This window comes from Lysobacter sp. M2-1, from assembly GCF_022662495.1.
Lineage (GTDB): Bacteria > Pseudomonadota > Gammaproteobacteria > Xanthomonadales > Xanthomonadaceae > JAKPBU01.
This window is the reverse complement of the sequence record NZ_JAKPBU010000005.1, coordinates 251,655-273,066: the sequence shown is the minus strand read 5'-3', so window position 1 is coordinate 273,066 and position 21,412 is coordinate 251,655. Positions and strand designations below refer to the sequence as shown.

Annotated in this window: 24 protein-coding genes; 14 read left to right on the top strand and 10 right to left on the bottom strand. The window is 67.7% G+C overall.

What is annotated here, in order from left to right; translation table 11 throughout:
- Positions 1 to 22: 22 nt before the first annotated feature.
- Positions 23 to 1,156 (bottom strand): NAD-dependent epimerase/dehydratase family protein, encoded by a 1,134-nt coding sequence (locus MC375_RS12170; protein ID WP_242103661.1) that lies wholly within the window; start codon positions 1,154 to 1,156, stop codon positions 23 to 25.
- 174 nt (positions 1,157 to 1,330) lie between these two features.
- On the opposite strand from MC375_RS12170, the gene MC375_RS12165 reads away from it, so the two are divergent.
- Both MC375_RS12165 and MC375_RS12160 read left to right on the top strand, forming a co-directional pair.
- Positions 1,331 to 1,720, top strand: a complete 390-nt coding sequence (locus MC375_RS12165) for a BlaI/MecI/CopY family transcriptional regulator (RefSeq protein ID WP_242103660.1) — start codon at positions 1,331 to 1,333, stop codon at positions 1,718 to 1,720.
- Positions 1,713 to 3,611: a M56 family metallopeptidase gene (locus MC375_RS12160; RefSeq protein WP_242103659.1), complete on the top strand. Its 1,899-nt coding sequence runs from the start codon at positions 1,713 to 1,715 to the stop codon at positions 3,609 to 3,611. The genes MC375_RS12165 and MC375_RS12160 overlap by 8 nt, the downstream gene beginning before the upstream one ends.
- 180 nt (positions 3,612 to 3,791) lie before the next feature.
- Here MC375_RS12160 and MC375_RS12155 read toward each other — a convergent pair whose 3' ends face one another.
- From MC375_RS12155 to MC375_RS12145, 3 genes are read right to left on the bottom strand one after another with little or no spacing between them, the layout of a single operon-like run.
- On the bottom strand, positions 3,792 to 5,156 hold the full coding sequence (locus MC375_RS12155) for an amidohydrolase family protein (protein WP_242103658.1): 1,365 nt from the start codon (positions 5,154 to 5,156) through the stop codon (positions 3,792 to 3,794).
- 32 nt (positions 5,157 to 5,188) lie between these two features.
- Positions 5,189 to 5,554, bottom strand: coding sequence for an STAS/SEC14 domain-containing protein (locus MC375_RS12150; RefSeq protein WP_242103657.1), 366 nt, complete (start codon positions 5,552 to 5,554; stop codon positions 5,189 to 5,191).
- A 45-nt stretch (positions 5,555 to 5,599) separates the two neighbouring features.
- Positions 5,600 to 6,043: a BON domain-containing protein gene (locus MC375_RS12145; RefSeq protein ID WP_242103656.1), complete on the bottom strand. Its 444-nt coding sequence runs from the start codon at positions 6,041 to 6,043 to the stop codon at positions 5,600 to 5,602.
- Positions 6,044 to 6,404: 361 nt separating this feature from the next.
- Between MC375_RS12145 and MC375_RS12140 the strand changes: the two genes are divergently transcribed.
- The 8 genes from MC375_RS12140 to MC375_RS12105 all read left to right on the top strand — a co-directional run bounded on the left by MC375_RS12140 (position 6,405) and on the right by MC375_RS12105 (position 10,636).
- Positions 6,405 to 7,079, top strand: a complete 675-nt coding sequence (locus MC375_RS12140) for a protein N-lysine methyltransferase family protein (protein ID WP_242103655.1) — start codon at positions 6,405 to 6,407, stop codon at positions 7,077 to 7,079.
- Complete coding sequence (locus MC375_RS12135; protein ID WP_242103654.1) at positions 7,076 to 7,381, top strand: YkgJ family cysteine cluster protein; 306 nt, start codon at positions 7,076 to 7,078, stop codon at positions 7,379 to 7,381. Before MC375_RS12140 ends, MC375_RS12135 begins: the two co-directional genes overlap by 4 nt.
- An 11-nt stretch (positions 7,382 to 7,392) precedes the next feature.
- Positions 7,393 to 7,635 carry a hypothetical protein gene (locus MC375_RS12130; protein ID WP_242103653.1) on the top strand — a complete coding sequence of 81 codons (243 nt, stop codon included), beginning with the start codon at positions 7,393 to 7,395 and terminating at the stop codon, positions 7,633 to 7,635.
- 58 nt (positions 7,636 to 7,693) lie between these two features.
- Positions 7,694 to 7,903: a hypothetical protein gene (locus MC375_RS12125; RefSeq protein WP_242103652.1), complete on the top strand. Its 210-nt coding sequence runs from the start codon at positions 7,694 to 7,696 to the stop codon at positions 7,901 to 7,903.
- 102 nt (positions 7,904 to 8,005) lie between these two features.
- Entirely contained in the window at positions 8,006 to 8,488 is a 483-nt protein-coding gene (locus MC375_RS12120) for a YaiI/YqxD family protein (RefSeq protein ID WP_242103651.1), read from the top strand.
- Between the two features lie 84 nt (positions 8,489 to 8,572).
- Positions 8,573 to 9,067: a hypothetical protein gene (locus MC375_RS12115; RefSeq protein ID WP_242103650.1), complete on the top strand. Its 495-nt coding sequence runs from the start codon at positions 8,573 to 8,575 to the stop codon at positions 9,065 to 9,067.
- Between the two features lie 21 nt (positions 9,068 to 9,088).
- Entirely contained in the window at positions 9,089 to 9,634 is a 546-nt protein-coding gene (locus tag MC375_RS12110) for a peroxiredoxin (protein WP_242103649.1), read from the top strand.
- A 123-nt stretch (positions 9,635 to 9,757) separates the two neighbouring features.
- Complete coding sequence (locus tag MC375_RS12105; RefSeq protein ID WP_242103648.1) at positions 9,758 to 10,636, top strand: ChbG/HpnK family deacetylase; 879 nt, start codon at positions 9,758 to 9,760, stop codon at positions 10,634 to 10,636.
- A 55-nt stretch (positions 10,637 to 10,691) separates the two neighbouring features.
- Here the strand turns inward: MC375_RS12105 and MC375_RS12100 are convergent, their stop codons facing one another.
- The 3 genes from MC375_RS12100 to MC375_RS12090 all read right to left on the bottom strand — a co-directional run bounded on the left by MC375_RS12100 (position 10,692) and on the right by MC375_RS12090 (position 13,561).
- The gene (locus tag MC375_RS12100) at positions 10,692 to 11,537 is read right to left on the bottom strand and encodes an alpha/beta hydrolase-fold protein (protein WP_242103647.1); all 846 of its coding nucleotides are present in this window, start codon (positions 11,535 to 11,537) and stop codon (positions 10,692 to 10,694) included.
- A 129-nt stretch (positions 11,538 to 11,666) separates the two neighbouring features.
- Positions 11,667 to 12,449, bottom strand: coding sequence for a LytTR family DNA-binding domain-containing protein (locus MC375_RS12095; protein ID WP_242103646.1), 783 nt, complete (start codon positions 12,447 to 12,449; stop codon positions 11,667 to 11,669).
- Positions 12,446 to 13,561: a histidine kinase gene (locus tag MC375_RS12090; protein ID WP_242103645.1), complete on the bottom strand. Its 1,116-nt coding sequence runs from the start codon at positions 13,559 to 13,561 to the stop codon at positions 12,446 to 12,448. Before MC375_RS12090 ends, MC375_RS12095 begins: the two co-directional genes overlap by 4 nt.
- A 216-nt stretch (positions 13,562 to 13,777) precedes the next feature.
- Between MC375_RS12090 and MC375_RS12085 the strand changes: the two genes are divergently transcribed.
- The 4 genes from MC375_RS12085 (at position 13,778) to MC375_RS12070 (ending at position 18,184) form a co-directional block, all read left to right on the top strand.
- Positions 13,778 to 14,164, top strand: coding sequence for a hypothetical protein (locus MC375_RS12085; protein ID WP_242103644.1), 387 nt, complete (start codon positions 13,778 to 13,780; stop codon positions 14,162 to 14,164).
- Positions 14,165 to 14,314: 150 nt separating this feature from the next.
- Positions 14,315 to 15,118, top strand: a complete 804-nt coding sequence (locus MC375_RS12080) for an N-formylglutamate amidohydrolase (RefSeq protein WP_242103643.1) — start codon at positions 14,315 to 14,317, stop codon at positions 15,116 to 15,118.
- Positions 15,111 to 17,006 (top strand): tyrosine/phenylalanine carboxypeptidase domain-containing protein, encoded by a 1,896-nt coding sequence (locus MC375_RS12075; protein ID WP_242103642.1) that lies wholly within the window; start codon positions 15,111 to 15,113, stop codon positions 17,004 to 17,006. The genes MC375_RS12080 and MC375_RS12075 overlap by 8 nt, the downstream gene beginning before the upstream one ends.
- Complete coding sequence (locus tag MC375_RS12070; RefSeq protein ID WP_242103641.1) at positions 17,000 to 18,184, top strand: hypothetical protein; 1,185 nt, start codon at positions 17,000 to 17,002, stop codon at positions 18,182 to 18,184. The genes MC375_RS12075 and MC375_RS12070 overlap by 7 nt, the downstream gene beginning before the upstream one ends.
- A 21-nt stretch (positions 18,185 to 18,205) precedes the next feature.
- Here the strand turns inward: MC375_RS12070 and MC375_RS12065 are convergent, their stop codons facing one another.
- The 3 genes from MC375_RS12065 to MC375_RS12055 all read right to left on the bottom strand — a co-directional run bounded on the left by MC375_RS12065 (position 18,206) and on the right by MC375_RS12055 (position 21,301).
- Complete coding sequence (locus MC375_RS12065) at positions 18,206 to 18,658, bottom strand: hypothetical protein (protein WP_242103640.1); 453 nt, start codon at positions 18,656 to 18,658, stop codon at positions 18,206 to 18,208.
- A 120-nt stretch (positions 18,659 to 18,778) separates the two neighbouring features.
- A complete protein-coding gene (locus tag MC375_RS12060; protein WP_242103639.1) occupies positions 18,779 to 19,681 on the bottom strand; it encodes a helix-turn-helix domain-containing GNAT family N-acetyltransferase in 903 nt (300 codons plus the stop codon).
- 105 nt (positions 19,682 to 19,786) lie between these two features.
- Positions 19,787 to 21,301: a M20/M25/M40 family metallo-hydrolase gene (locus MC375_RS12055; RefSeq protein ID WP_242103638.1), complete on the bottom strand. Its 1,515-nt coding sequence runs from the start codon at positions 21,299 to 21,301 to the stop codon at positions 19,787 to 19,789.
- Between the last annotated feature and the right edge of the window lie 111 nt (positions 21,302 to 21,412).

Here is a 21,412-nt window from a genome sequence, read left to right as displayed (position 1 = left end):
GTCGAATCGCGCCGGTTTGTCCCTATCCCCTGCTGGCGTGCCAGAGCCTGAGCCACTCGGCTTCCTGCTCGCGGGTGATCCCGGCATTGAGTTTGGCCTGGCGCTCGCCCGGCAGGCTTCGGAACCAGGCCATCAGCTCGGCCACCGTGGTCGCGAGCGGGCGATAGGTCAGGCCTGCAGCGACGGCGCGCGCGTTGCTGACCTGCCCATAGCCGGCGAATGGACCAGCCTGGCGCGGCACCCAGATCGGAAGGTCGATCTTTTGCGCCTCGACGAATTCCGGGGTGACATGGGTATAGCGCGGATCGCCGCCGACGACCGCTTCGCATCCGGCCAGCATCGCGTCCATGGTGACCGTGTCCCTGGGACCAACGGCATTGAACGTGCCGGTGGTGCCTGCTTCGGCCAGACGGATCATCCATTCGCCCAAGTCGCGGCCGTCGATGAACTGCACCGGATCCTTGCCATCGCCAGGCACGAGCATTTCGCCGCCCTGGGCGACGCGATGCGGCCAGTAAGTGAAGCGGTCGGTCTCGTCGCGCGGACCGACGATGTACCCCGGTCGCACGATGGTGACCTTGTCCCCGAACTGTGTGTGCGCTTCGGCTTCGCTCAGGGCCTTGAGCGGCCCGTAGAGGTTCTCGATATCGGCGCGCAGGCGTTCGATGGTCTCGGCCATCGGGTCCTTGCCCTTGTACTGCGCCAGCGGCGCGCCTTCGTCGATGCCCGGCTTCGAGCCGTCGGCGTACACCGAAATGGTCGAAATGAACAGGTAATGCCCGATGTTGCCTTTGAGCACCCTGCCCGCATCGCGCACCCAGAACGGCAGACTGGTCGGATTGTCGATGGCGACGTCCCACTGACGCCCTTCCAGCGCCTTGAGATCGCCGGTATTGCGGTCACCGTGCAGCTGCTCCACTTCGCCCGGCCATTCCGGCGACGGACGCTTGCCGCGATTGAACAGCGTGACCTTGTGCCCGCGTGCCAGCGCGTAGTTGACCTGGAACGGGCCGGTGAAGCCGGTGCCGCCGAGGATGAGGATGCGCAGCGGTTTTGCAGCGGCTCCGGGACCGGCGCCCCAGGCCAGTGTCGGCAAGGCCGAGCCGGCGGCGGCCAGTGCGCCCAGGCGGATCAGGTCACGACGCGTGGCGCGCATGCGGCAGCTCCGGTATTCGGCCTGTTTGCGGCCAACGCCGCAGTGTTGCACCGGGGCGCCGAGGCACGCGTATGTCGGAAGTCGGGGTGACCGACGCCCCACATAGACAAAAAGTTCTAGACACGATTGTCTAGGTGCGATAGGGTGCGGCCGAACTCCCTGGAAGCGCCCGCGATGTCGAAGGCCAAGCGCCTGCCCAGACCCACCCCCGCCGAACTGGACCTGTTGCGCACGCTGTGGCAGCTGGGCCCTGCTTCGGTGCGGCAGGTGCACGAAGCGAAGCTGCGCGAGCGGCCGGACCTGGCGTACGCCACGGTGCTGCGCCTGATGCAGATCATGCATGGCAAGGGCCTGCTCAAGCGCGACGAAAGCCAGCGCTCGCACGTCTATGCCGCCGCACAGCCGCAGAACTCGTTGCAGACCCGTTTGCTGGACGAGCTGATCCACAAGGCCTTCTCCGGCTCGGGCAAGGATCTGGTCCTGGCCGCGTTGCGCGGTGGCCGGGTCAGCGATGCCGAACGCGCGGAGATCCAGCGCTTTCTAGAGGAGACCGGCGATGAATGAGATGGCCGTGGTGCTAGTGCCCGCGCTTGGCACGGCGCTGCTGCATTTCCTGTGGCAGGGTGTACTGATCGGTCTGGTCGCGTGGCTGCTGTTGCTTGTGCTGCGCGATGCGCGTCCGCAGGCCCGCTATGCGGTCGCCTGCGTCGCGCTGCTGGCGTGCGTGGCTGCGCCGCTCGCGAGTGTTTGCCTGGCGTTCCTGGGTAGCGGCGCCGAAGCGTTGCCGACCGCAGGCCGTCTGCTCGCACGCGACGCCGGCGCGGGATCGACGGCCGCGCTGATCCGCCCTGCCCTGCCGACACCACCCGACGTCCTGTTGCCCTGGGTCGTGGCGCTGTGGGCCGTGGGCACCGGCCTGCTGTCGCTGCGCATGGCCGGCGGCGTGCTCTGGGTGCGGCGCCTGTGCCGCGACGCGCATGCAGACACGGGCGGCCACTGGCAGGGCTGCGTCGACCGCCTCGCTGCACGCATGCGAATCGCGCGCAAGGTCGCGCTGCAGTTCACCGACCAGGGCGACAGTCCACTGTCTGCCGGCTGGTGGCGCCCGATCGTGTTGCTGCCGATGGCCGTCGCCGCGCGCATGCCGGCGTCGCTGCTGGAAGCCCTGATCGCGCACGAACTGGCGCATATCCGCCGCCACGACTACCTGGTCAATCTGCTGCAGGGCGTCATCGAAGCCCTGCTCTTCTACCACCCAGTGGTGTGGTGGCTGTCGAGCCGCATCCGCGAGGAACGCGAACTCGTCGCCGACGACCTCGCCGCCACTGCGCTGGGCGAACGCCGCAAGCTCGCCCTCGCCCTGTCCGAACTCGATCGCATGTCGCTCGAGCGATCGCCCCTTCCCCCGCTTCAACTCGCGCAAGCCGCGCACGGAGGTCAGCTCATGTCCCGCATCCGCCAACTCGTCCGCCCCCAACCCCAAGCCACGCGTCGTCCTGGCACCATCGTGTTGCCGCTGCTCGCTCTGGCAGCGGCCGGGATCGCCTTCTACGCGAACGCGCGCATCGCCAACCCGGCAACCGGTTTCGTGCGCGCAACGCCTGCAAGCGTGGTCGCCCAGCCCGTGGCATTGGCGCAGGCCGCGGCGCCGGCCGCGCGGGCGACTCCAGCCCCCGCGACCCGTCCGGTGGCGCGCATCTCGATCGGCAACCGCGGCGATGGCGACAGCTATGCGCTGGTGCGCAAGGGCGAGGAAGGCTTCGCGATGTCCGGCAGCAGCGACGACATCGAGCAGATCCGCGCCGCCCAGGGCAGCATCGACGGCGATTTCCTGTGGTTCCGCCGCGACGGTAGGGCCTGGGTCGTGCGTGACGCCGACACGCTCGCCCGGGCCCGGCAAGCGTGGGCGCCGACCGAAGCACTGAACACGCAGATGCAGGCGCTCAATGCCCGGATGCAGCCGCACAGCGAAAAGCTCGAGGCACTCAGCGCGCGCATGGAAACCCTGAGCGAGGCTTCGGAACAGGAAACACCGGAATTGCGCGCCGCTTCAGCACAAATGGAAGCCCTCGGCGAGCAGATGGGCGAGCTCGGCGAACGTCAGGCGGCGCTCGGGGCGCAGCTAGACGACGCCGACGGCAGCCGTCGGGCGCAACTCGAGTCCGAAATGGAGGCGCTGGGCGCGCAGCAGGAAGCGCTGGGCGCACAGATGGAACGGCATTCGGCGGTGATGGAAACGGCCTCCCGGCGCATGGAGCAACAACATGCTCCGATGGAGGCGCTCGGGCGCGAGATGGAAGCCGCCAGCCGGCCGATGGAAGGCATCGGCAAGGAAATGGAGAAGCTGGGCGGGCGGATCGAACAGCAAGCCAAGCTCGCCGACGGCCAGGTGCGCCGCCTGATCGACGATGCCTTCGAACGCGGCCTGGCGAGCCCGGCGCCGGCGCAGCAATAACGGGCGTCAGCGCCTGCCGCATCCGCAGGGCTGGTTCGGAATCGTCGAACCAGCCCTGATTGTTTGCGACGCACTGGCTCGTTCTTCCGGCGAGTTTCGCGCGCCGGCGGGTAAACCGGCGGCACAGAGCTGCGAAGACAACACGGACTCACGCTGCAGCGTTGCCGACGCCGTCCGCCTTCAATCCGCCCGCCGCGCCGCGATCTCCTGCAAGCGTGACTGCAACGCAGCTTCCGGCCACCACTGCCCACGCACCATCACGCCCGTACGGCGTGCGGCATTAGCGATGTCCGCACGTGGATCGGCTTCCAGCAGAACCAGGTCCGCACGCCGGCCCACGGCCACCGTGCCGAAGGCGTCGGGGGTGCCGATCGCGCGCGCCGGGTTGCGCGTGCCCGTGACCAGGACGTCGTACGGCGTCAGTCCGGCGTCCACCATCATCCGCATCTCGCGATGCACCGAGAAGCCGGGCACGTTGAAGAACTGCGGCGCGTCCGAACCCAGCGCGACCGGCGCGCCACCGTCATGCAGCGCCTTGAGCAGTTCGCGTCGCAGGCGCACCAACGCCTGGGCCGCCTCGGGTCGGAAATCGTCGCGGCGCGCGTACTCGTGCTTCGCGCGCACCCAGGCTTCGCGGACTTCACGCGGCAGATAGCGGAATTCCGGCCAGCGGATCATCGTTTCGGCCGGCTCGGGCGAGGCCAGGTGCTCGATGAAGCTCAACGTCGGCACGTTCCAGGTGCCCGCCGCCACGGTGCGCTGCACCGCATCGTGCATGCGCGAGCGGTCGATCGATCCGATCCAGCCGCTGCCGAACACGCCGGGGTCGCGGCCAGTCACGTCGGATCCCGGTGGCACCAGGAATTCGACGTACCGATCGAGATGGTCGATCGACGCCTGCTTCGCGTCCAGCGCGCCGACCAGCCCCACTTCGAACGGCACGTGGCCGGCGAACGGCAGCTTCAGTGCGTGCGCGGTGTTCGCCATCGCCGCATAAGCCGCACGCGGCATGTCGCCGATCTTGACCAGGTCGAAGCCCGCTTGCTTGGCCTCGCGCACCTCGCGTTCGGCTTCCTCCGCGGTTTTTGCGCTGAGCCACGGACTCGCCGCGACCAGGTTCGGTCCCGCCACCTCGCCGCTATCCACACGCCTGCGCAGGTCGAGGTGCCAGGGGTCGCCGGCCATGTTGCGCACCGTGGTGACGCCGTTGGCCAGGTACAGGAACAACACGTCCTGCGCATATTGCGGGTCGTCCGGACCTGGCACGTGCCCATGCATCTCGGTGAGCCCCGGCATCAGCACCTTGCCAGTGCCGTCGATCCGGAAGGTGCCGGGTGCAAGATCGACGGTGGCCGCGGGCGCGATCTGCGCGATGCGCCCATCGCGCACGATCACCGTGCGATCGCGCAGCAGCGCGTCGCGGTCCATGGGCAGCACATCCACTCCCACGAAGGCGACGGTGACGTTTGCGGATGTGGGGGTGTTCGCGGCAGGTTCCGCGCCGCCGGCTCGCGGTTGCGCGCAGGCGGCGAGCGCCAACGTCATCAGCGATGCAGCAACGACCAACGCGCGCCGCATCAGCCCGCCAGCCACGCTTCGGCCTCGCTGCGCCGCGCCGCCGGGAACGCCTTCAGCTCCATGCCCGGGAACAGCGCTCCTTCGAACTCGCTGATGCCGCGCACCCAGGCGGCGTCGGCGACCACCGCCACGCGGCGGAATCGACGGAACACCCGCAGCAGCTGCGGAATGCGCGCGAGTTCAACGGCCAGCGCGCCGAAGGACGGGAAGTCGAAGTCGCCCACGCTGTAGAGCATCCTGCCGCGCTCGATGTCCTGTGACTGCGCCGCCAGTTCGTCGAGCGCCGCGCGCATGCCGGCGGCGTCGAGCTTGCCCTCGAAGGCGACGTCCACGCGATCGGGCTGAGGTCGGGTGATGCTGATCATGATCCTGGCTTCGTCTTGACGCTAACGGCGAGCCTGGCGCAGCGGCTACGCACGCGCCTGGCCGCTTCCCGTCGAGATGCGGTTGTCGACGCCGTACACGCCGCGCATGACCGACAGAGTCTCGGTGAGCGTTTCGATTTCTCCGGGCGAGGCACGGCCACGCAACACGACGTGCCCGTGGTTCACGTCCACGTTCACCTGCCCCGGATGCGCCACCACCCGGCCCAGCCGGGCGCGGATGCGCTCGTGCAGCCGGTCGTCGTCCACCGGTGCATCGGCCAACGTCGAACGCGCGCGCGCCAGCATTCCCCTGGCCCGGTCCGCGGCCCGGTGCGACTTGGCGCGTACGAACCGCTCGGCGTCATGGGTGGCCGCCAGGCCACGGTCGCGCACCAGCGCACGTCGACGACGCCCGGCCAGCGGATCGAGGTAATACATGACAGCCGCGCCCGCAGCGAAGGCAGCGGCGATCCTGGCAATGCGGTTCATAAGATCCTCCAGTTCGGACGGCTTGATCCAGCGGACGGCTCAATTGGAAAGGATGTCGCAGGTTTCGATAAGCGCGCGCGAAGAAGACGTCAGCTGGGCGCATGGCAATCGGCGCAGTTCGCATTCACGCACCTTCGTGCAGCGGCACGCGCTCGCCCGATACCGGCTTGCCCGCACGGTCCAGGGATTGCGGTCAAAGACCACACAATGCGCGGTTCAGGGGCTCCGCACCGGGGGATGCTAGAATGCCCGCTCGGGCACTATCCCGATCCGCGCGTCTCGCGCGACCCCACGTCGCCCGCCTCGCCCCCGTCCACGCGCCATCGCCCCTGTTGTCTGGGCGACGCTTCATCGGAGCGGCATGCCCGGCTACACCACCCGCAATCTCACGGTCCAGGTCGGCGGCCATCCCTACCGCCTGCGGGTACTCAGCGATCGTCAGCAGTTCGCAGACCCGGACGGCCACGGCGTCCGGATGGGTATTTCCTCCGCGCAATGGAGTCTGTTCGGCCAGCTGTGGCCGGCGGGCCGGTTGCTGGCCCAGGCCATGCACCGCATCGATATTTCCGGCAAGCGCATTCTCGAGATCGGCTGCGGCCTGGGGTTGGCGAGTCTGGTGTTGCAACGACGTGGCGCCGACGTGGTCGCCTCCGACACCCATCCGCTGGCCGAACCCTTCCTGGCCTACAACGCCGCGCTCAACGCTCTGCCGGCCGTCCACTACCGGCACATGCGCTGGGACCACCCGCTGCCGACCCTGGGTGAGTTCGATCTGATCATCGCGAGCGATGTGCTTTACGAACGCGACCACGCGGCCTTGCTGGCAGGCGTGGTCAAGCGCCACGCGCGCCCCGGGGCCGAAGTGCTGATCACCGACCCGGGCCGCGGCAACAGCGCCCCGTTCACCCGCATGCTGGAGGCGCAGGGCTTCGAGCTGACGCGTTCGCGCTGCGCCATGGACGACGACGATGCCGAGAGCGGCCGCGGCAACATCCTCCATTACCAGCGGTGCGCGCCGCCGGAACGCCCACAATGAGTGCCTCGTCGCTGAGCTGTTCCGCCTGCGACGCGGTCTGCTGCCGCCTGACGGTGGTATTGCAACCCGACGACGGCATTCCGCTGCACCTGACCACGCATACCGAGGCCGGCCTGCATGTGATGGCGCGCGATGAAGAAGGCTGGTGCGTGGCGATCGATGCCGCGCGCATGTGCTGCTCGATCTATGGCACGCGCCCGCAGGTCTGTCGCCGCTTCGCGATGGCCGGCCCCTACTGCCGCGAGATCCGCGAGGACTACGCGGACCGCAATACCCGCGGCATCCCACTCGCCATGTACTGAAGGAGATCCCCATGCCACGCCAGAAGAAAACGCCGATTCCACCGTCCAACACCAGTCACCTGTTCGGTGGACGCAAGACCGTCGACCGCGGCGGCGGGGTTACCCGCGAGCGGATCGCCGATGACATGGAGGCGTTCCGCAAGGCCGGCGGCCGGATCGAGGTGCTGGGCATCACGCGTTCGCTGACCAAGATCGACCCCGGGGCCGATACGCCCGCAGCCCCGGCGCACCCGGGACCCAAGTCGCGCCGCTGACCGCTTGCAGGCGCGAAGTTCACCGCAATCCACCCACCACCTCTGATGGAGCACGCCCTTGGCCAAACCCAACTATTCCTTCGAAAAGCGCCAACGCGAGATCGCCAAGAAGAAGAAGCAGGACGAAAAGGACGCACGCAAGCGCGAGGCGCGCAACGCCGCCAAGCCGGCGGAGCCCGAGCCGCCCGCGTCACCTTCGCCTGAAGCGCCTGCAACCAGCACCACCCCGGTTCCGCCCGGACCACGCGTGCATCGCCGGGTGTCCTGACGATTCGGGACGGCATGCGCCGTCCTGCCAGGTCGCCGGATTCGTCGTCCGCGACCCTCCGGCCAGAGTGAACCGGCTCCACGACTGGGGGATCCCCGAGTCGTGAGTCCAGCCGATGCCGAACCCGTGCCTGCGCAGATCTGGGTCGATGCCGATGCCTGCCCGGGCGTGATCAAGGACATCCTGTTCCGCGCTGCCGAGCGGGCGCAGGTCCGGGTCACCCTAGTCGCCAACCAGTGGCTGCGCACCCCACCCTCGCGTTTCGTCCGCAGCCTGCAGGTCGCCGGCGGTTTCGACGTGGCCGACAGCGCGATCGTGGAACGCGTACGGCCGGGCGATCTGGTCGTCACCCAGGACATCCCACTGGCCGCGCGCGTGCTCCAGCGCGGCGGCATCGCCGTCAATCCGCGCGGCGAGCTTTACACCGCGGAGAACATGGCCGAACGCCTGTCGATGCGCAACTTCATGGAAGAACTACGCGGTTCCGGCGTGCAGACCGGTGGCCCGCCGACCTTCCATGCCCGCGACCGCCAGGCCTTCGCCAACCGGCTCGACCACTGGATCGCGCAGCGCCCGCGCCGGTGACTACGGTTCGGGCCGTTGCGCCGGTCGCCCAACCGGCGCAGGCTCTGGGCACCGTCCCGTGGAGGCCACGCCATGCTGTCGTCCATGTCCGCATTCACCCTGTTCCACGTGGCCCTGAGCCTGGTCGGCATCGTCGCCGGTCTGTTGGTGATGGCGGGCCTGTTGCAGTCCCGTCACCTGCCGGGCTGGACCGCGCTGTTCCTGGTGACGACCGCGGCGACCACCGTGACCGGATTCCTGTTTCCGTTCCGCGGTTTCACGCCGGCGCTTGGCGTTGGCGTGGTGTCCTCGGCGGTCCTCGCAGCGACTGCGTATGCGCTGTACGCGCGCCGTCTGGCGGGTCGCTGGCGCGGGACCTATGTGCTTGGCGCCACCGTTTCCCTGTATCTCAATGTATTCGTACTGGTGGTCCAGTTGTTCGACAAGGTCCCGGGCCTGCATGCTCTGGCGCCGACGCAGCAGGAACCGCCTTTTGCCATCGCGCAGGGAATTGTGCTGGTTCTGTTCGTCGCCGTCGGATTCGTCGCTGTGCGAGGGTTCCATCCGGTAGAACTGCCAGTGGACGCCCACGCCGCCTGACCATCCCACGGGAGCCCCGCTATGCGCACTCCGCTCAAGCTCGTCGCCATCGCCATCATCGGCGTCGTGGCATTCGCTTCACCGTCCCTGGCCGCATTGAAAGTCGGCGCGCAGGCGCCGGACTTCAGCGCTCCGGCCTATCTCGCCGGCAAGCCGTTCACCTTCGCATTGGCGGACGCCCTGGAGAAAGGGCCGGTGGTCGTTTATTTCTTCCCCGCGGCCCACACCCCCGGCTGCAACCTCGAAGCCGCGCTGTTCTCCAAGGCGATCGACGAATTCAAGGCGCAGCACGCCACCGTGATCGGCGTCACCGCCGGCAATATCGACCAGCTTGCCGCGTTCTCGAACGAAACCGAACATTGCGGCGGCAAGTTCGCGGTCGCAGCGGATCCGGGCGCGAAGATCGCCCGGCAGTACGATGCGGTGCTGGACAAGAAGCCCGAGTGGTCCAATCGCACTTCCTACGTGATCGCACCTGACGGCAAGATCGTGCACGTCCATTCTGACCTCAATCCCAATCTGCACGTCAGGGAAACGCTCGATGCGGTGAAGGCGCTGGCGAAGTAGCCCGCTGCTCTGGGCGGCTTGCCCGGCCCTGCAACCGATTTTCCAGAGGCCGGACGTGTATTCCGGGATGCGCCGTGCAGCCATTCGAGAAGTGATGCATTACACAGGACACGGAAACGCCTAATGCGAACCACGTTGCTTTACTTCCTGCTCTCGCTGGTCTGCACCCCCGCACTTGCGCAGCAGGATCCATCAGGCGGGCACGACATACGCCTGATCGTCCGCGCCGACGACATGGGCGCCGCGCAGGCGGTCAACGAGGCCTGCATCCAGGCTCATAGGGACGGCATCGTCACCTCCGTCGAAGTCCTCGTTCCCGGCCCGTGGTTCCTGGATGCCGTGCGGCTCATCAAGGAAAATCCCGACGTCGACGTTGGCGTGCACCTCGCACTCACCAGCGAATGGCAACGCATCAAATGGCGCCCGCTGACCCATGCGCCGAGCCTGGTCGATACGGACGGTTATTTCCGGCCGATGACCAAACAGGAACCCGGCTTTCCGCCCGATACCGGATTCGTCGACGCGCATCCGAAACTGGACGAGGTCGAGCGCGAACTGCGGGCCCAGATCGAAACCGCGCAGCGGCATCTCGGCAAACAGGTGAGCCATGTCTCTGCGCACATGCTCGCCGCCCGGGCGACGCCCGAACTGCAGGCGCTGACCGAACGCCTGGCCCGCGAGTACGGCCTGCGGATGGAAGACGATGGCGTCAAATACGCCGGAAACTTCGGCAGCAACACCTCCACGCCGGAGCATCGGGAAGAGGCGCTGGTCGAGCTGCTCGAACGGCTGCCGCCCGGCGACTGGTTCATCGTCGAACACCCTGCCTTCGACACGCCCGAGATGCGCGGCTTCGGCCACAAGGGCTACGAGCGCGTCGCCGCCGACCGTGCCGGCGTGACCCGGGCCTACCTCAGTTCCAGGGTCAGGGAAGTGATCGACCGCCGCGGGATCGAGCTGGTTGGTTTCCCGGCGATTGCGTCGAACCCTCTTTCGAGGTGACTTGCGGCTTCGGCTACGCGGCGCGCGTGCGTGGAGTCGGCGCAAGGGGTCGGGGCTAGGGACCCGGCAGACCGAACAGCCAGCGCACAGCGAGCGGGAACTCTGCGCGCCACGCGGTCTCGTTGTGCTCGGCCTCCGGCACGATGTGCAGCGCCACCGACTTCGCGCCTGCACCCGGCTGTGCGTGCAGGATCGCCGCCATCCGGGCCACCTGCGGCACCGACTCTTCGCCTTCCTTCCCGCCCATGTACAGGTAGACGCGGCTGTCGGCCGGAAGCGGCGTGCGGCGGGCGATGGCGAAAGGCTCGTCGGAGACCCAGTAGGAAGGCGAGAACACCCCGGCCTTGCCGAATACCTCCGGATAGCGATGGATGGCGTAGTCGGCCGACAGGCCACCGAGCGAGCTACCGAGGATCGCGGTGTGTTCGCGCCCGGGTAGCGTGCGGTAGTTGGCGTCGACGAACGGCTTGATGGCCTGGACCAGGTCGGCCACGAAGGCGGCGCCCGCGTTGGGCAGGAAGCGCACGTTCCAGTAAGGGATCAGCTCGTTGATGCGCAGCCCGTTGCCGTGATCGATGCCCACGACGATGGCAGGAAAATCCTGTTCCTGTGCCAGCGCGTCCATGGCCTCGTCCACGCCCCACTCGCCGACATAGCTGGTGGCGTCGTCGAACAGATTCTGGCCGTCGAACATGTACAACACCGGATAGCGGCGGCTGCCCCGCGCGTAGTCAGGCGGCAGATACACGCGCAGCTGGCGGGCGAACCCGAGCGCCGGCATCCGCAGCGGCGGGGTGTATACGCGCACCGACGGGCCGGCGGTGTGCGCCCGCTCGGCTTCGGCTGCGGGCAGCGCCAAAGGCAGGAGCAGGAGCAGGAACGCAAGGATGCGCGGCAGCATGATCGGTCTCGCCGGTCGGGTCGACGCCCAATGTGCCCGGCGCAAGGCGCCCCTGCCTGTCCTATCGGTCATGGGGAGTGGTGGCGAAGCCGAGGCGGTCCCGGAAATCGTTCGTCCGCCCGCCGCGTCTCAGCCCGCCCTCTCGTCGCGGCGCGTGGACACCAGCCGCAGGAAGGTCTCGTGCTGGTAGCGGCTCATGCGCAGCTGCTGCCCGGTGTCCATGACGACGACGTGGTGGCCGTTGAACCAGGGATGGATCGCCTTGACCCGGCGCACGTTGACGATCGCCGAGCGGTGCACCCGCGCGAAATTGCGCGGGTCCAGCCGCGCCGCCAGCGCGGTCATGGTCTCGCGCAGTTCGTGCACCTGCCCCGCCAGATGCAGCTGCACCGTGTTGCGGCTGGCCTGGATCCAGACGATGTCGTCGACCGGGACCAGCACGACATGTTCCTCGATGCGCACGGGAATGCGCTCCAGGAAGTCTTCCCGTTTGCGCAGCGCATCGAGCATCTCCAGGAGTTTCGCCGATGCCTGCGGGCCCTCGCCGGCGGACAGGCGTGCCTTCGCGCGCCTGAGGGTATCGGCGAAGCGTTCGCGGCCAAACGGCTTCACCAGATAGTCGACGGCATTGGCCTCGAACGCACGCACCGCGTACTGCTCGTAGGCGGTAACGAATACCGTGGCCGGCATGCGCGCAGCGCCGATCGTCGCGACCACGTCCAGGCCGGTGATCGCCGGCATCTGGATATCGAGGAAGACCAGGTCCGGCGACTGGCTGCGGATCGCCTTGACTGCGGACACTCCGTCGCCGCATTCGCCCAGCAGTTCGATCTCCGGATCGTCACGCAACAGGCGCACGATCGCGCGACGTGCGATCGGTTCGTCGTCGACGACCAGGGTGGCGATGCTCATGCCGGCGCCAGCTCCTGTGCGGCTCCGGCTTCGGCGTCCTCGATCTCGCGGAACGGCAGGCGGATGCGGCAGGCCACGCCCTGCGGCCAGAGCATGTCCAGCCGCACGTCCGCGCCATCCCCATACAGTTCACGCAGGCGCAGGCACGTGTTCGCCAGCCCGATGCCGTGTCCCTGCGCGTTCGCGCCGGATTCGAGCGTGCTGTTGCGGTTGCGTACTTCCAGGCACAGGCGGTCGCCTTCGCGCCGGCTCTCGATCTCGACACAGTCGCTGCCCACACGGTTGCCGATACCGTGGCGGATCGCATTCTCGACGACCGGCTGCAGGATCAGGCTGGGCACCGCGCAGGCGAGCGTATCCGGCGCGATGTAGATCTGCGTGGTCAGGCGATCCTTGAAGCGGGTGCGCTGGATGCCCAGGTACAGCTCGATCAGGACCAGCTCCTGGCGCAGGCTGATCTCCTGGCCATCGTAGTCCTCGAGAAACGCGCGCAGCAGTTCGCTCAGGCGCAGCAACATCTGCTCGGCCGAAGCCTTGTCCTCATCGAGCAGGGTCACGATCGCGTGCAGCGTGTTGAACAGGAAATGCGGCTGCAGCTGCGATTTCAGCGCCAGCAGGCGCGATTGCGCCAGCTCGGTTGCCAGACGGCTCGCCTCCACTTCGCGACGAGTCTTCTCGGCATGGAAATGCAGCGCCTGCCGGATCGTGAACAGCACCCAGTAGGTGAAGAATCCGGTGGCCGAATGCATGCTCAGGAAATACCGGAGCTGCTGCCCGAACGAGCTGGGCTCGAACGCCGTCGACACAAAGGCGCCGATCACCAGCGCCAGCAGGGTCACGCCCACGCTCGCCGGCAGTTGCATGCCAAGTCCGCGCAGGCGCACGGGCGCCTGGATCGGATAGCGCTCGGCCAGGCGGAACACCAGCGGCGCCAGCGCGGCCCAGGTGTACCACTGGATCATCGACCAGCGCAGGTAGACGTGCCCGGGCCAGGTCGTCCCGTTGATCGCATCGTTCATGGATCGCTGAACCGCGAACACGACCACGACCGCCGTCCACAGGGCCAGGTAGCGGAACAGGCCGATTTCCGTGCTGCCGAGGCGGATCTGCATGCCGGTGATCCAGATGAGGCACGGGCATCGTAGGCGTGCACCACGGCCCTGCAAAGCGCCGCGTTGCGCCGGCTACGATTCGCCACCGCGTCACGACGATTCGTCCCGAACCGATAGGCAGGGGCGGCGGCGGCCGGCCTGATGGCCGCGCCGGCAGGCAGCGCACATCGCTCGCGCACCGCACCGGCGCCCTCACCTGCAGCCGGAGACACCGCCATGCTGAATCGCGCCGTCCTCGTTTCGTTCCTCGCTTCCCTCCTCGCCGCTACCTCCCATGCCCATGCCGGGGGCGCCGCCACGCGTTACTTCGACCTGGTCAATGCGTCGCACGACAGTGTCACTTCGCTCGCGGTTGCGCCCGCAGGCGACAGCGCCTTCCATCAGATCGACCTCGGGGCACCGCTGCGCGGCGGCGTGACATCGGCCACCGTGGAAATCCCGGAAGGCGATTGCGTGCGCGATTTCCTCCTGGTATTCGCCGATGGCCGCACCCTGATCTATCCCGGAATCGACGTGTGCCGCTACCGCCAGTTGCGTCTGACCCAGCGTGATGGCCGATCTGGCCCGGTCGCGCCGGACCGGGCGCTGGTCCGCGTTCCCTAGGTGTCCGCGGGACCCGGCGCGGCCGCCGATATCGCGCAGCCGCGCTCATAGGCCGCGCGCTTTCGGTGCGACGCCGCTGTCAGTGCTGGTTGGGGTAGCGGACGCGTCTCTACACGCACCGTCAACGCATCTTCGATCACAGTAGCGACGATGCGCGCCCCGCCACGCACTGCCGACCCGCCCTGGTGGACGCTGCAACGAAGCGACGATTGCGTCCTGGCCACCGCGATCCACGACGGCCATGGTCTTCGTGCCGACCTCTCTGCAGCCATGCGGCTGCCCGAGGCCGAGCGCCTGCGCGAGGAAGATCCGCATACCGGACAGGCGGTGTCGGCCGTACCCACCCACATCATCGCGTGCCGCTCGCGTTTCGAGGTGGATCTCAACCGCAGCCGCGAACAGGCCGTATACCGCACGCCTGAACAGTGCTGGGGCCTGGACGTGTGGATGCAGCCGCCATCGGACGCGATGGTCGAAGCATCGCTGCGGCTGCACCGCGGCTATTACACGATGCTCGGCGCGCTGCTCGATGATGTCGTGGCCACGCACGGCCGCTTCGTGCTGCTGGACGTGCACAGCTACAACCATCGCCGCGACGGCAGCGATCGCGACCCCATGCCGCAGGCGCAGGCGCCGGACATCAACATCGGTACGTTCTCGATGCCGCGGGCGCAGTGGGATTTCGTCGTGGATCCGCTGATGGAAGCGATACGCGGGTTCGACTTCAACGGTCGCAGCCTCGACGTGCGCGGGAACGTCGCCTTCCAGGGCAAGGGCGAACAAACCCGCTTCGTGCACGAGCGCTATCCCGGCACCGGATGCGCGATCGCGTTCGAGTTCAAGAAGTTCTACATGGACGAATGGAGCGGTCAGGCCGATCCGGCCGAACTGGCTGCGATGCGCGGCCTGGTCGCGTACGCCGCCGACACCTGTCGGGAGCTGCTGCGTGGCTAGGGCGCGCGCTGGCGAACAGGTGCTGGCACCCGAGCAGTTCGGGCGCGATACCGCGTGGGTGCAGGCGCTGCCCGGTGCCGGCCGCGCCTATGTCGACCGTCCGCTGCCGTTCCTCGTGCTCAACCGCCACCCCGAGGGCGACGCGATGGGCCTGGCCAGGCGGATCGCGACGATCAGTCCTTCCAACATCGTCTGGTCCGCGACGGCCGACGCCGACCGTGCAGCGCTGGCCTGCCTGCGCACCGTCCTCGCCCACCAGCGCGCAGAGGACCAGCGGTTCCTGGTGCTGACGCTCTACGACCTGCCCTTCGATCCGCAGCTGGACGAAGCCAGTGCGCGGCTGGAACCTTTCCGCTTCGTCCTCAGCGCCAGCGCCGATGCGGCGGCCCAGGCAGCGGCCCGCTGCATGGGCGAGGCGCTGGCCGAGCTGCGCATCGACCTGCGCAAGCCGCAGATCGAGCCGGTCGACCATGCCGCGGAGGAACCCGGCTTCGCTGCGCTGCTCGACGAGGTGCCCGGGTTGTCGCGGCTGTCGCTGGGGCTGCCGCAGATCCATCGTGTGCGCGGCGAACACGACCGGGTCTATCCGCAGATCCGCGACGAGCTGGAAACCGCGGCTTTCGACTCCGTGCTGCAGGCATGCGCAGCCTTTGCGCGCGCGACGACCGCGTCCGCCCAGACCCTGCATTACCGTGCGTTCGGGCGCAGCCGTCTGGTCGAGGCCGCCCTGCAGATCGACCGCGAGCTGGACCGCATCAGCCGCTCGTTCGACTTCCTGCTCAGCGTCTCGCCAATCAACACCACCGATGCGTTCGAGCAGTTCCAGGCCGCCAAGTGCGCCAAGCCGCCGACCTTCCGCTACCGTCCGCTGACCGTCAGCCCGGAGCAGACCAAACGTGCGCTGTACGCGATCGACGTGCACGCGGCGGAGGACCCGGTGCTGGAAACCCTGTTCAGCGAGAAGCGGCGCGAACTCGACCTGCAGCTGCTGATGCTGCAGAACCGCAACACCGCCGACTTCCGCTATACCTCACTGCTGCAGTACGGACCGGTCGAATCCGACCTGCTGGTCCAAGCGCACGCGATCCTGGCGCAGGTCGCGCCGGGTTCGCGCCCGGTGCGCGATTCGACCCCACTCGACTGCCACGCGGTCGCCCACGCCGCCGAGAACATGATCGCGCGCTACCGCAGGCGGCTGCCCGAGTTCGAGGCCGAGGTCTGCCTGCGCGAGGATATCGGCATGGGGCTGATGGTGAGCGGCCAGCAACTGCTGGTGTCCACCGCCACCCGGTTGCCGCGCGGCCGGCTGGACGCCCTGCTGCAGCACGAGATCGGCGTACACGTGCTCACCGCGGTCAACGGCAACCGGCAGCCGCTGGGGATCTTCGGCGCGGGCCTGGCGAACTACGAGGGTATCCAGGAAGGCCTGGGCGTGTTCGCCGAGTTCCTGGTCGACGGCCTGACCGATGCGCGCCTGCGACTGCTGGCCGCGCGCGTGCTGGTGGTAGAAGCGATGCTGTCCGGCGCCGGGTTCGTCGACTGCTACCGGATCCTGCATGAGCAGCACGATTTCTCCCCGCGCGCGGGGTTCAACATCGTCGCCCGCATCTTCCGTTCGGGCGGCCTGACCAAGGACGCGATCTACCTGCGCGGACTCCAGCAGGTGTTTGCGTTCGTTGCGCGCGGAGACGACCTGGCGCCGTTCTGGTTCGGCAAGATCGCCGAGCACCACGTGACCGTGGTCGAAGAACTGCAGCAGCGCGGACTGCTGCGCGCGCCGGTGGCCACGCCCGAGTTCCTGACCCGCCCCATCGCCCGCCGCCAGCTCGAACGGATCCGCAGCGGCACCGCCTTCATCGACCTCATCCGGGAGGGTCCGCCATGCTGATCGCCTTTTTCGTCAACGACATGGCGGACGAATACCCGCGATACACCACCACGGTTCTGGCCTACGAGGCCGCGCGCCGCGGGCACGAAGTCTGCTACATCACCCCGGGGGATTTCGTGCTGAGCCCGGACGACACCATGCGCGTGCACGCGCGCTTCGCGGGCAGGATCGAGGCCCCGACGCGACCAAGCCGGGCGATAGCCGGCAAGGCGACCAAGACCGCGAAGAAGACGGCAAAGAAGGCCTCGAAAAAGACCGGGAAGAGCACGGCAAAGGCGAAGCCGTCGGCGAGGTCCGGCGCGCCGACCGCCAAGCCGGCCGCGCTCACCGCATTCCTGAAGGCCTTGCAGGGCACGCAAAAGACCCGCCTGGTGGACGTCGGCGACATCGACGTGCTGATGCTGCGCAACGATCCCTCCCGCGACGCCAACGAACGCCCCTGGGCCGAGGACATCGGTATCCAGTTCGGGCGTCTGGCCGCGCAGCAGGGCGTGCTGGTCCTCAACGATCCGTCCAGCCTGTCGCGCGCGATCAACAAGCTCTACTTCCAGGGATTCCCGCGCGAGGTGCGCGCCGAGACCCTGATCACGCGCTTTCCCGACGACATCAAGGAATTCGCAAAAAAGCACGGCGGCAAGGTCGTGCTCAAGCCGCTGCAGGGTTCCGGCGGCCAGGGCGTGTTCCTGGTCAACAACAAGGCGGCCGCCAACCTCAACCAGATGATCGAAGCGATCAGCCGCGACGGCTACATCATCGCCCAGGCGTACGTTCCGGAGGCCGAGAAGGGCGACATCCGCCTGTTCCTGATGAACGGATCGCCACTCGAAGTCGACGGCAAGTACGCGGCGATGCGCCGGGTCGGCTCGGACGAGGACATCCGCAGCAACATCCACGCCGGCGGCACCGCCAAGCCGATCCGGATCACCGAGCGCCAGCTGCGCGTGGCCGAACTGATCCGACCCAAGCTGATCGAGGATGGCATGTTCCTGGTCGGCATCGACATCATCGGCGACACCATCCTGGAAGTGAATGTCTTCAGCCCGGGCAACCTCCACTCGTGCAGCGAGATGGCCAAGGCCAACTTCGCCGGAAAGATACTGCAGTCGATCGAGCGCAAGCTGGAGATCCGCGAGGAATTTCCCGGACACTTCGGCAACTCTTCGCTCGCGGTGATGTAACGCTACCGCGACGGCTACGCCTCAGATCAAGCCGTGCCTGCGCAGGATCGCCTGCTCGTCGGTGGCCACGTACGCGAAGATGCGCACGCTGCCGCCCAGCAGGGTCAGGAAGTAGTAGTGCGTAAACCTGATCCGCACCAGCCGGCCATCGCTGCGTCTGCGGGTGCGCGAATCCCAGGTCACGCGCGCCATCGCATGCAGGTCGTCGAGCGGCGTGACTTCCAGTGCATCGATCAGCATCGATTCGACCCCGATCTTGCGGTAGCGGGCAAATCCACGCCGCGCCATCAGGCGGAAGACCACGCCGTTCCTGCCGCCGTGGACCCCCGCCGGGCTGGCTTCGACGAAGTAGTCCGCGAACGCCCGGGTCACCGCCTTGTCCACTCCTGGTTTGTCGGCCAGGGCGCGGGCGTAGGTTGCGGCATATCGCTTGAAGAACGCTTCGACCTTTTTCCTGATTGCGGTCCGGGTCATGGGAACTCCGACTCGAGGCAGGTCGGGAGTGTTGCGCGCCGCACCTTGAAGCCCGGTGAATCACCGGCGCCAGGCCAAGCCTTCGTCACGACAGCGCAACGGCGACGGAGGCGGCGGTGTTCACGAGGCCCTGCGCTGTGGCCCGATCCGCTTCTCGAACCAGTGATGGGCATAGGGGTTGTCGTTGTACGCCGGGATTTCGCGGTAGCCGTTGCGCAGGTACATCGCACGCGCCGCTTCCAGCGATCGATGGGTGTCCAGGCGCAGTGTGCGCAAGCCTGTCGCCGCCGCATGCTGCTCGAGCGCTTCCAGCAGCCGTTGCGCGACGCCGAGTCCGCGTGCCGATGGCGCCACCCACATGCGTTTGATCTCGCCCACGCCGCGGGCAATCAGCTTCAAGGCTGCGCAGCCCACGGCCTCGTCGTCCAGGCGGGCAAGCAGGAACAGGCCGACCGGCGGCACCAGTTCCTCGGGCTTGGCGGATGGTCCCTGCGCCGGGTCGAAACCATTCTCGAAGGTCCGGTCCAGTTCGCCCAGGTACGCATCGACGCACGCGCGCGCGTCCGCGCCATCGGGGTCCGCAGGCACGATGACCACCGCGGCCGCGCGCAGCAGGCGCTCCACCTCTGCCATCGCCTCGATCATGCGCGCGCGTTGCGCGGAGCCCAGCGGCGCCAGCAGCGATATCGCGAGCCCCTGCGAACGCTGGTCGAGCGCCTCGAACTCGCGCAGGCCCTTGCGCGTCAGGGTCGCGCGCCGCACCCGCGCATCGGCCGCAGCGGGGTGCGACTTCACCAGACCCTGTCCCTCCAGCGCGCGCAGCAACCGGCTCAGGTAGCCAGAATCCAGCGAAAGCCGCGCCCGCAGCTCGCGCACGTCCGCGCCGTCGCGGCCGATCTCGAACAGCAAGCGCGATTCGGCGAGCGGGCGCCCCCGTTCCAGGTAGTTGTCGCCCAGCACGCCGATCCGCCGGGTGAGGGCACGGTTGAAGCTGCGGACCTGCTGGATCTGGCCTTCATCCATTCTCTGACTTTAATCAGAGAATTGATTCCATGCAAGGGGCCTTGGCTGCGCGCCGCGACCCCGGTACGACGGGCGCCGGGTGCGCCCGCTCGCGCACTCCTGTGGTCAGCGCCCCAACTCGTACAGATATTCCACGAAGGACATCACCGCGCCGTCGTAGCCCTGCACCGCCGGATTGCTCGATTCGATCAGCAGATATTCGTCCGGCGCGTGCGCACCGCTGCCATGGCCCAGGCCGAAATGCCCCGAAGCCAGGCTGAGCGGCGGATTGGTGAACACGAAGCCCGGATACGAACCGGCGTTGCGCGGCGACAGATAGGGCTTCAATCCGCGGCGCTCGAGCACCGTCCGCTGCGCCTGGATCAGCGGCGCGTCCAGCGCGGTGCTGGTGGGATCGTAACCACCGCTCACGTTGACCTCGATGTCGCCGTACCCGCGTTTGGCCAGGTGCGCCTTGAGCGCGGCGACCGCGTCGTCCTTCTTCATCCCGGGCACCAGGCGCAGGTCGATCTTGGCCAGCGCGCGATGCGGCAGGATGGTCTTGCCGCCCGGTCCGGTGTAGCCGCCGACCAGGCCCTGGATGTTGACCGTGGGCTGGGAGATCAGGCGCTCGTTGGCCTGCTGCCACGACAGATCGTCGATCCAGTGCGCCACGCCGAACTGTTCTTTCGCCTTCGCCTCGCTGCGCAGCTGCGTGGACATGGCGATCATCGCCTTTTCCTCCGCGCTGATGGGCGGCGCCTTGGGGTAACCGTCGATGGTGATCGTGTTGCCGTCTTCCGAGACCAGGGTGTCGAGTGCCTTGACCAGACGCCAGGCCGGACTGTCGACCATCGCTTTGAGCGAGGAATGGATGTCCTTCTTCGGGCCCCGGCCCCATTTCTCCCCGCTCGCGACCAGTTCCAGTTCGACCACGCCCTTGGCCCCCAGGCTGATGCCGACCTTGCCTTCGGTGTCCTGCGAGGCCGCTGGCATGAACACGCCCACGGTGTCGCGCAACGCGGCTTCGACCTCAGGCCGGTGCACCAGCTGGCCAATGTGAGGCGAACCGATTTCCTCCTCGCCCTCGGCCACCAGCACCAGGTTCACGGGCATCGGCTGCTTGGCGTCGCGTATGGCGTGCAATGCCGACAGGAATGCGGTCTGCGGGCCCTTCTGGTTCACCGCGCCGCGCCCGACCAGCACCTTGCCCAGGCCGGGCTTGTCGATGATCTTCGATTCCAGCGGCGGCGAACTCCACTCCTTGGGATCGAACTGCTTGACGTCGTACATGAAGTACAGGCCGACGGTCTTGGCCGCACCGGCATCGAGCGTGGCGAACACGCCCGGCTTGCCATCGGTGTCTAGGATCTCGACTTTCTGGAAACCGGCTTCGCGCGCGAGCCTGGCCATGTACTCGGCGCCTTCGCGCGAGTTCAGATCTTCGGCGGCGATGGACGGCAACGCGATCCAGTCCTGCAGGCGTTTCACCGACGCGTCGTGCTGCCCGGCGACAGCACGCTGGATCGCAGCAAGATCGGGTTCGGCCGCGAGCGCCAGCGCGGGCACCAGCAGCGACGCACAGATCGCAGCGACGAGGGTATGACGGAAACGTACGTGGGTATGGGCGAAGGTATCCATGGCTTGCTCCATAAGGCGCGGGTCGAGGCCGCGATGCTAACCCGTGACGACCGCGCCAGCAGTTGCGATCCAACGTGGGCCGTGACAGCGGGCACGGGTGGCACTAACCGA

What these genes read in the sequence shown, in the direction of transcription:
- MC375_RS12170 (WP_242103661.1), bottom strand. Translation starts at nt 1,156, where the DNA reads ATGCGCGCCACGCGTCGTGACCTGATCCGCCTGGGCGCACTGGCCGCC.
- MC375_RS12165 (WP_242103660.1), top strand. Translation starts at nt 1,331, where the DNA reads ATGTCGAAGGCCAAGCGCCTGCCCAGACCCACCCCCGCCGAACTGGAC.
- MC375_RS12160 (WP_242103659.1), top strand. Translation starts at nt 1,713, where the DNA reads ATGAATGAGATGGCCGTGGTGCTAGTGCCCGCGCTTGGCACGGCGCTG.
- MC375_RS12155 (WP_242103658.1), bottom strand. Translation starts at nt 5,156, where the DNA reads ATGACGTTGGCGCTCGCCGCCTGCGCGCAACCGCGAGCCGGCGGCGCG.
- MC375_RS12150 (WP_242103657.1), bottom strand. Translation starts at nt 5,554, where the DNA reads ATGATCAGCATCACCCGACCTCAGCCCGATCGCGTGGACGTCGCCTTC.
- MC375_RS12145 (WP_242103656.1), bottom strand. Translation starts at nt 6,043, where the DNA reads ATGAACCGCATTGCCAGGATCGCCGCTGCCTTCGCTGCGGGCGCGGCT.
- MC375_RS12140 (WP_242103655.1), top strand. Translation starts at nt 6,405, where the DNA reads ATGCCCGGCTACACCACCCGCAATCTCACGGTCCAGGTCGGCGGCCAT.
- MC375_RS12135 (WP_242103654.1), top strand. Translation starts at nt 7,076, where the DNA reads ATGAGTGCCTCGTCGCTGAGCTGTTCCGCCTGCGACGCGGTCTGCTGC.
- MC375_RS12130 (WP_242103653.1), top strand. Translation starts at nt 7,393, where the DNA reads ATGCCACGCCAGAAGAAAACGCCGATTCCACCGTCCAACACCAGTCAC.
- MC375_RS12115 (WP_242103650.1), top strand. Translation starts at nt 8,573, where the DNA reads ATGTCCGCATTCACCCTGTTCCACGTGGCCCTGAGCCTGGTCGGCATC.
- MC375_RS12110 (WP_242103649.1), top strand. Translation starts at nt 9,089, where the DNA reads ATGCGCACTCCGCTCAAGCTCGTCGCCATCGCCATCATCGGCGTCGTG.
- MC375_RS12105 (WP_242103648.1), top strand. Translation starts at nt 9,758, where the DNA reads ATGCGAACCACGTTGCTTTACTTCCTGCTCTCGCTGGTCTGCACCCCC.
- MC375_RS12100 (WP_242103647.1), bottom strand. Translation starts at nt 11,537, where the DNA reads ATGCTGCCGCGCATCCTTGCGTTCCTGCTCCTGCTCCTGCCTTTGGCG.
- MC375_RS12095 (WP_242103646.1), bottom strand. Translation starts at nt 12,449, where the DNA reads ATGAGCATCGCCACCCTGGTCGTCGACGACGAACCGATCGCACGTCGC.
- MC375_RS12090 (WP_242103645.1), bottom strand. Translation starts at nt 13,561, where the DNA reads ATGCAGATCCGCCTCGGCAGCACGGAAATCGGCCTGTTCCGCTACCTG.
- MC375_RS12085 (WP_242103644.1), top strand. Translation starts at nt 13,778, where the DNA reads ATGCTGAATCGCGCCGTCCTCGTTTCGTTCCTCGCTTCCCTCCTCGCC.
- MC375_RS12080 (WP_242103643.1), top strand. Translation starts at nt 14,315, where the DNA reads ATGCGCGCCCCGCCACGCACTGCCGACCCGCCCTGGTGGACGCTGCAA.
- MC375_RS12070 (WP_242103641.1), top strand. Translation starts at nt 17,000, where the DNA reads ATGCTGATCGCCTTTTTCGTCAACGACATGGCGGACGAATACCCGCGA.
- MC375_RS12065 (WP_242103640.1), bottom strand. Translation starts at nt 18,658, where the DNA reads ATGACCCGGACCGCAATCAGGAAAAAGGTCGAAGCGTTCTTCAAGCGA.
- MC375_RS12060 (WP_242103639.1), bottom strand. Translation starts at nt 19,681, where the DNA reads ATGGATGAAGGCCAGATCCAGCAGGTCCGCAGCTTCAACCGTGCCCTC.
- MC375_RS12055 (WP_242103638.1), bottom strand. Translation starts at nt 21,301, where the DNA reads ATGGATACCTTCGCCCATACCCACGTACGTTTCCGTCATACCCTCGTC.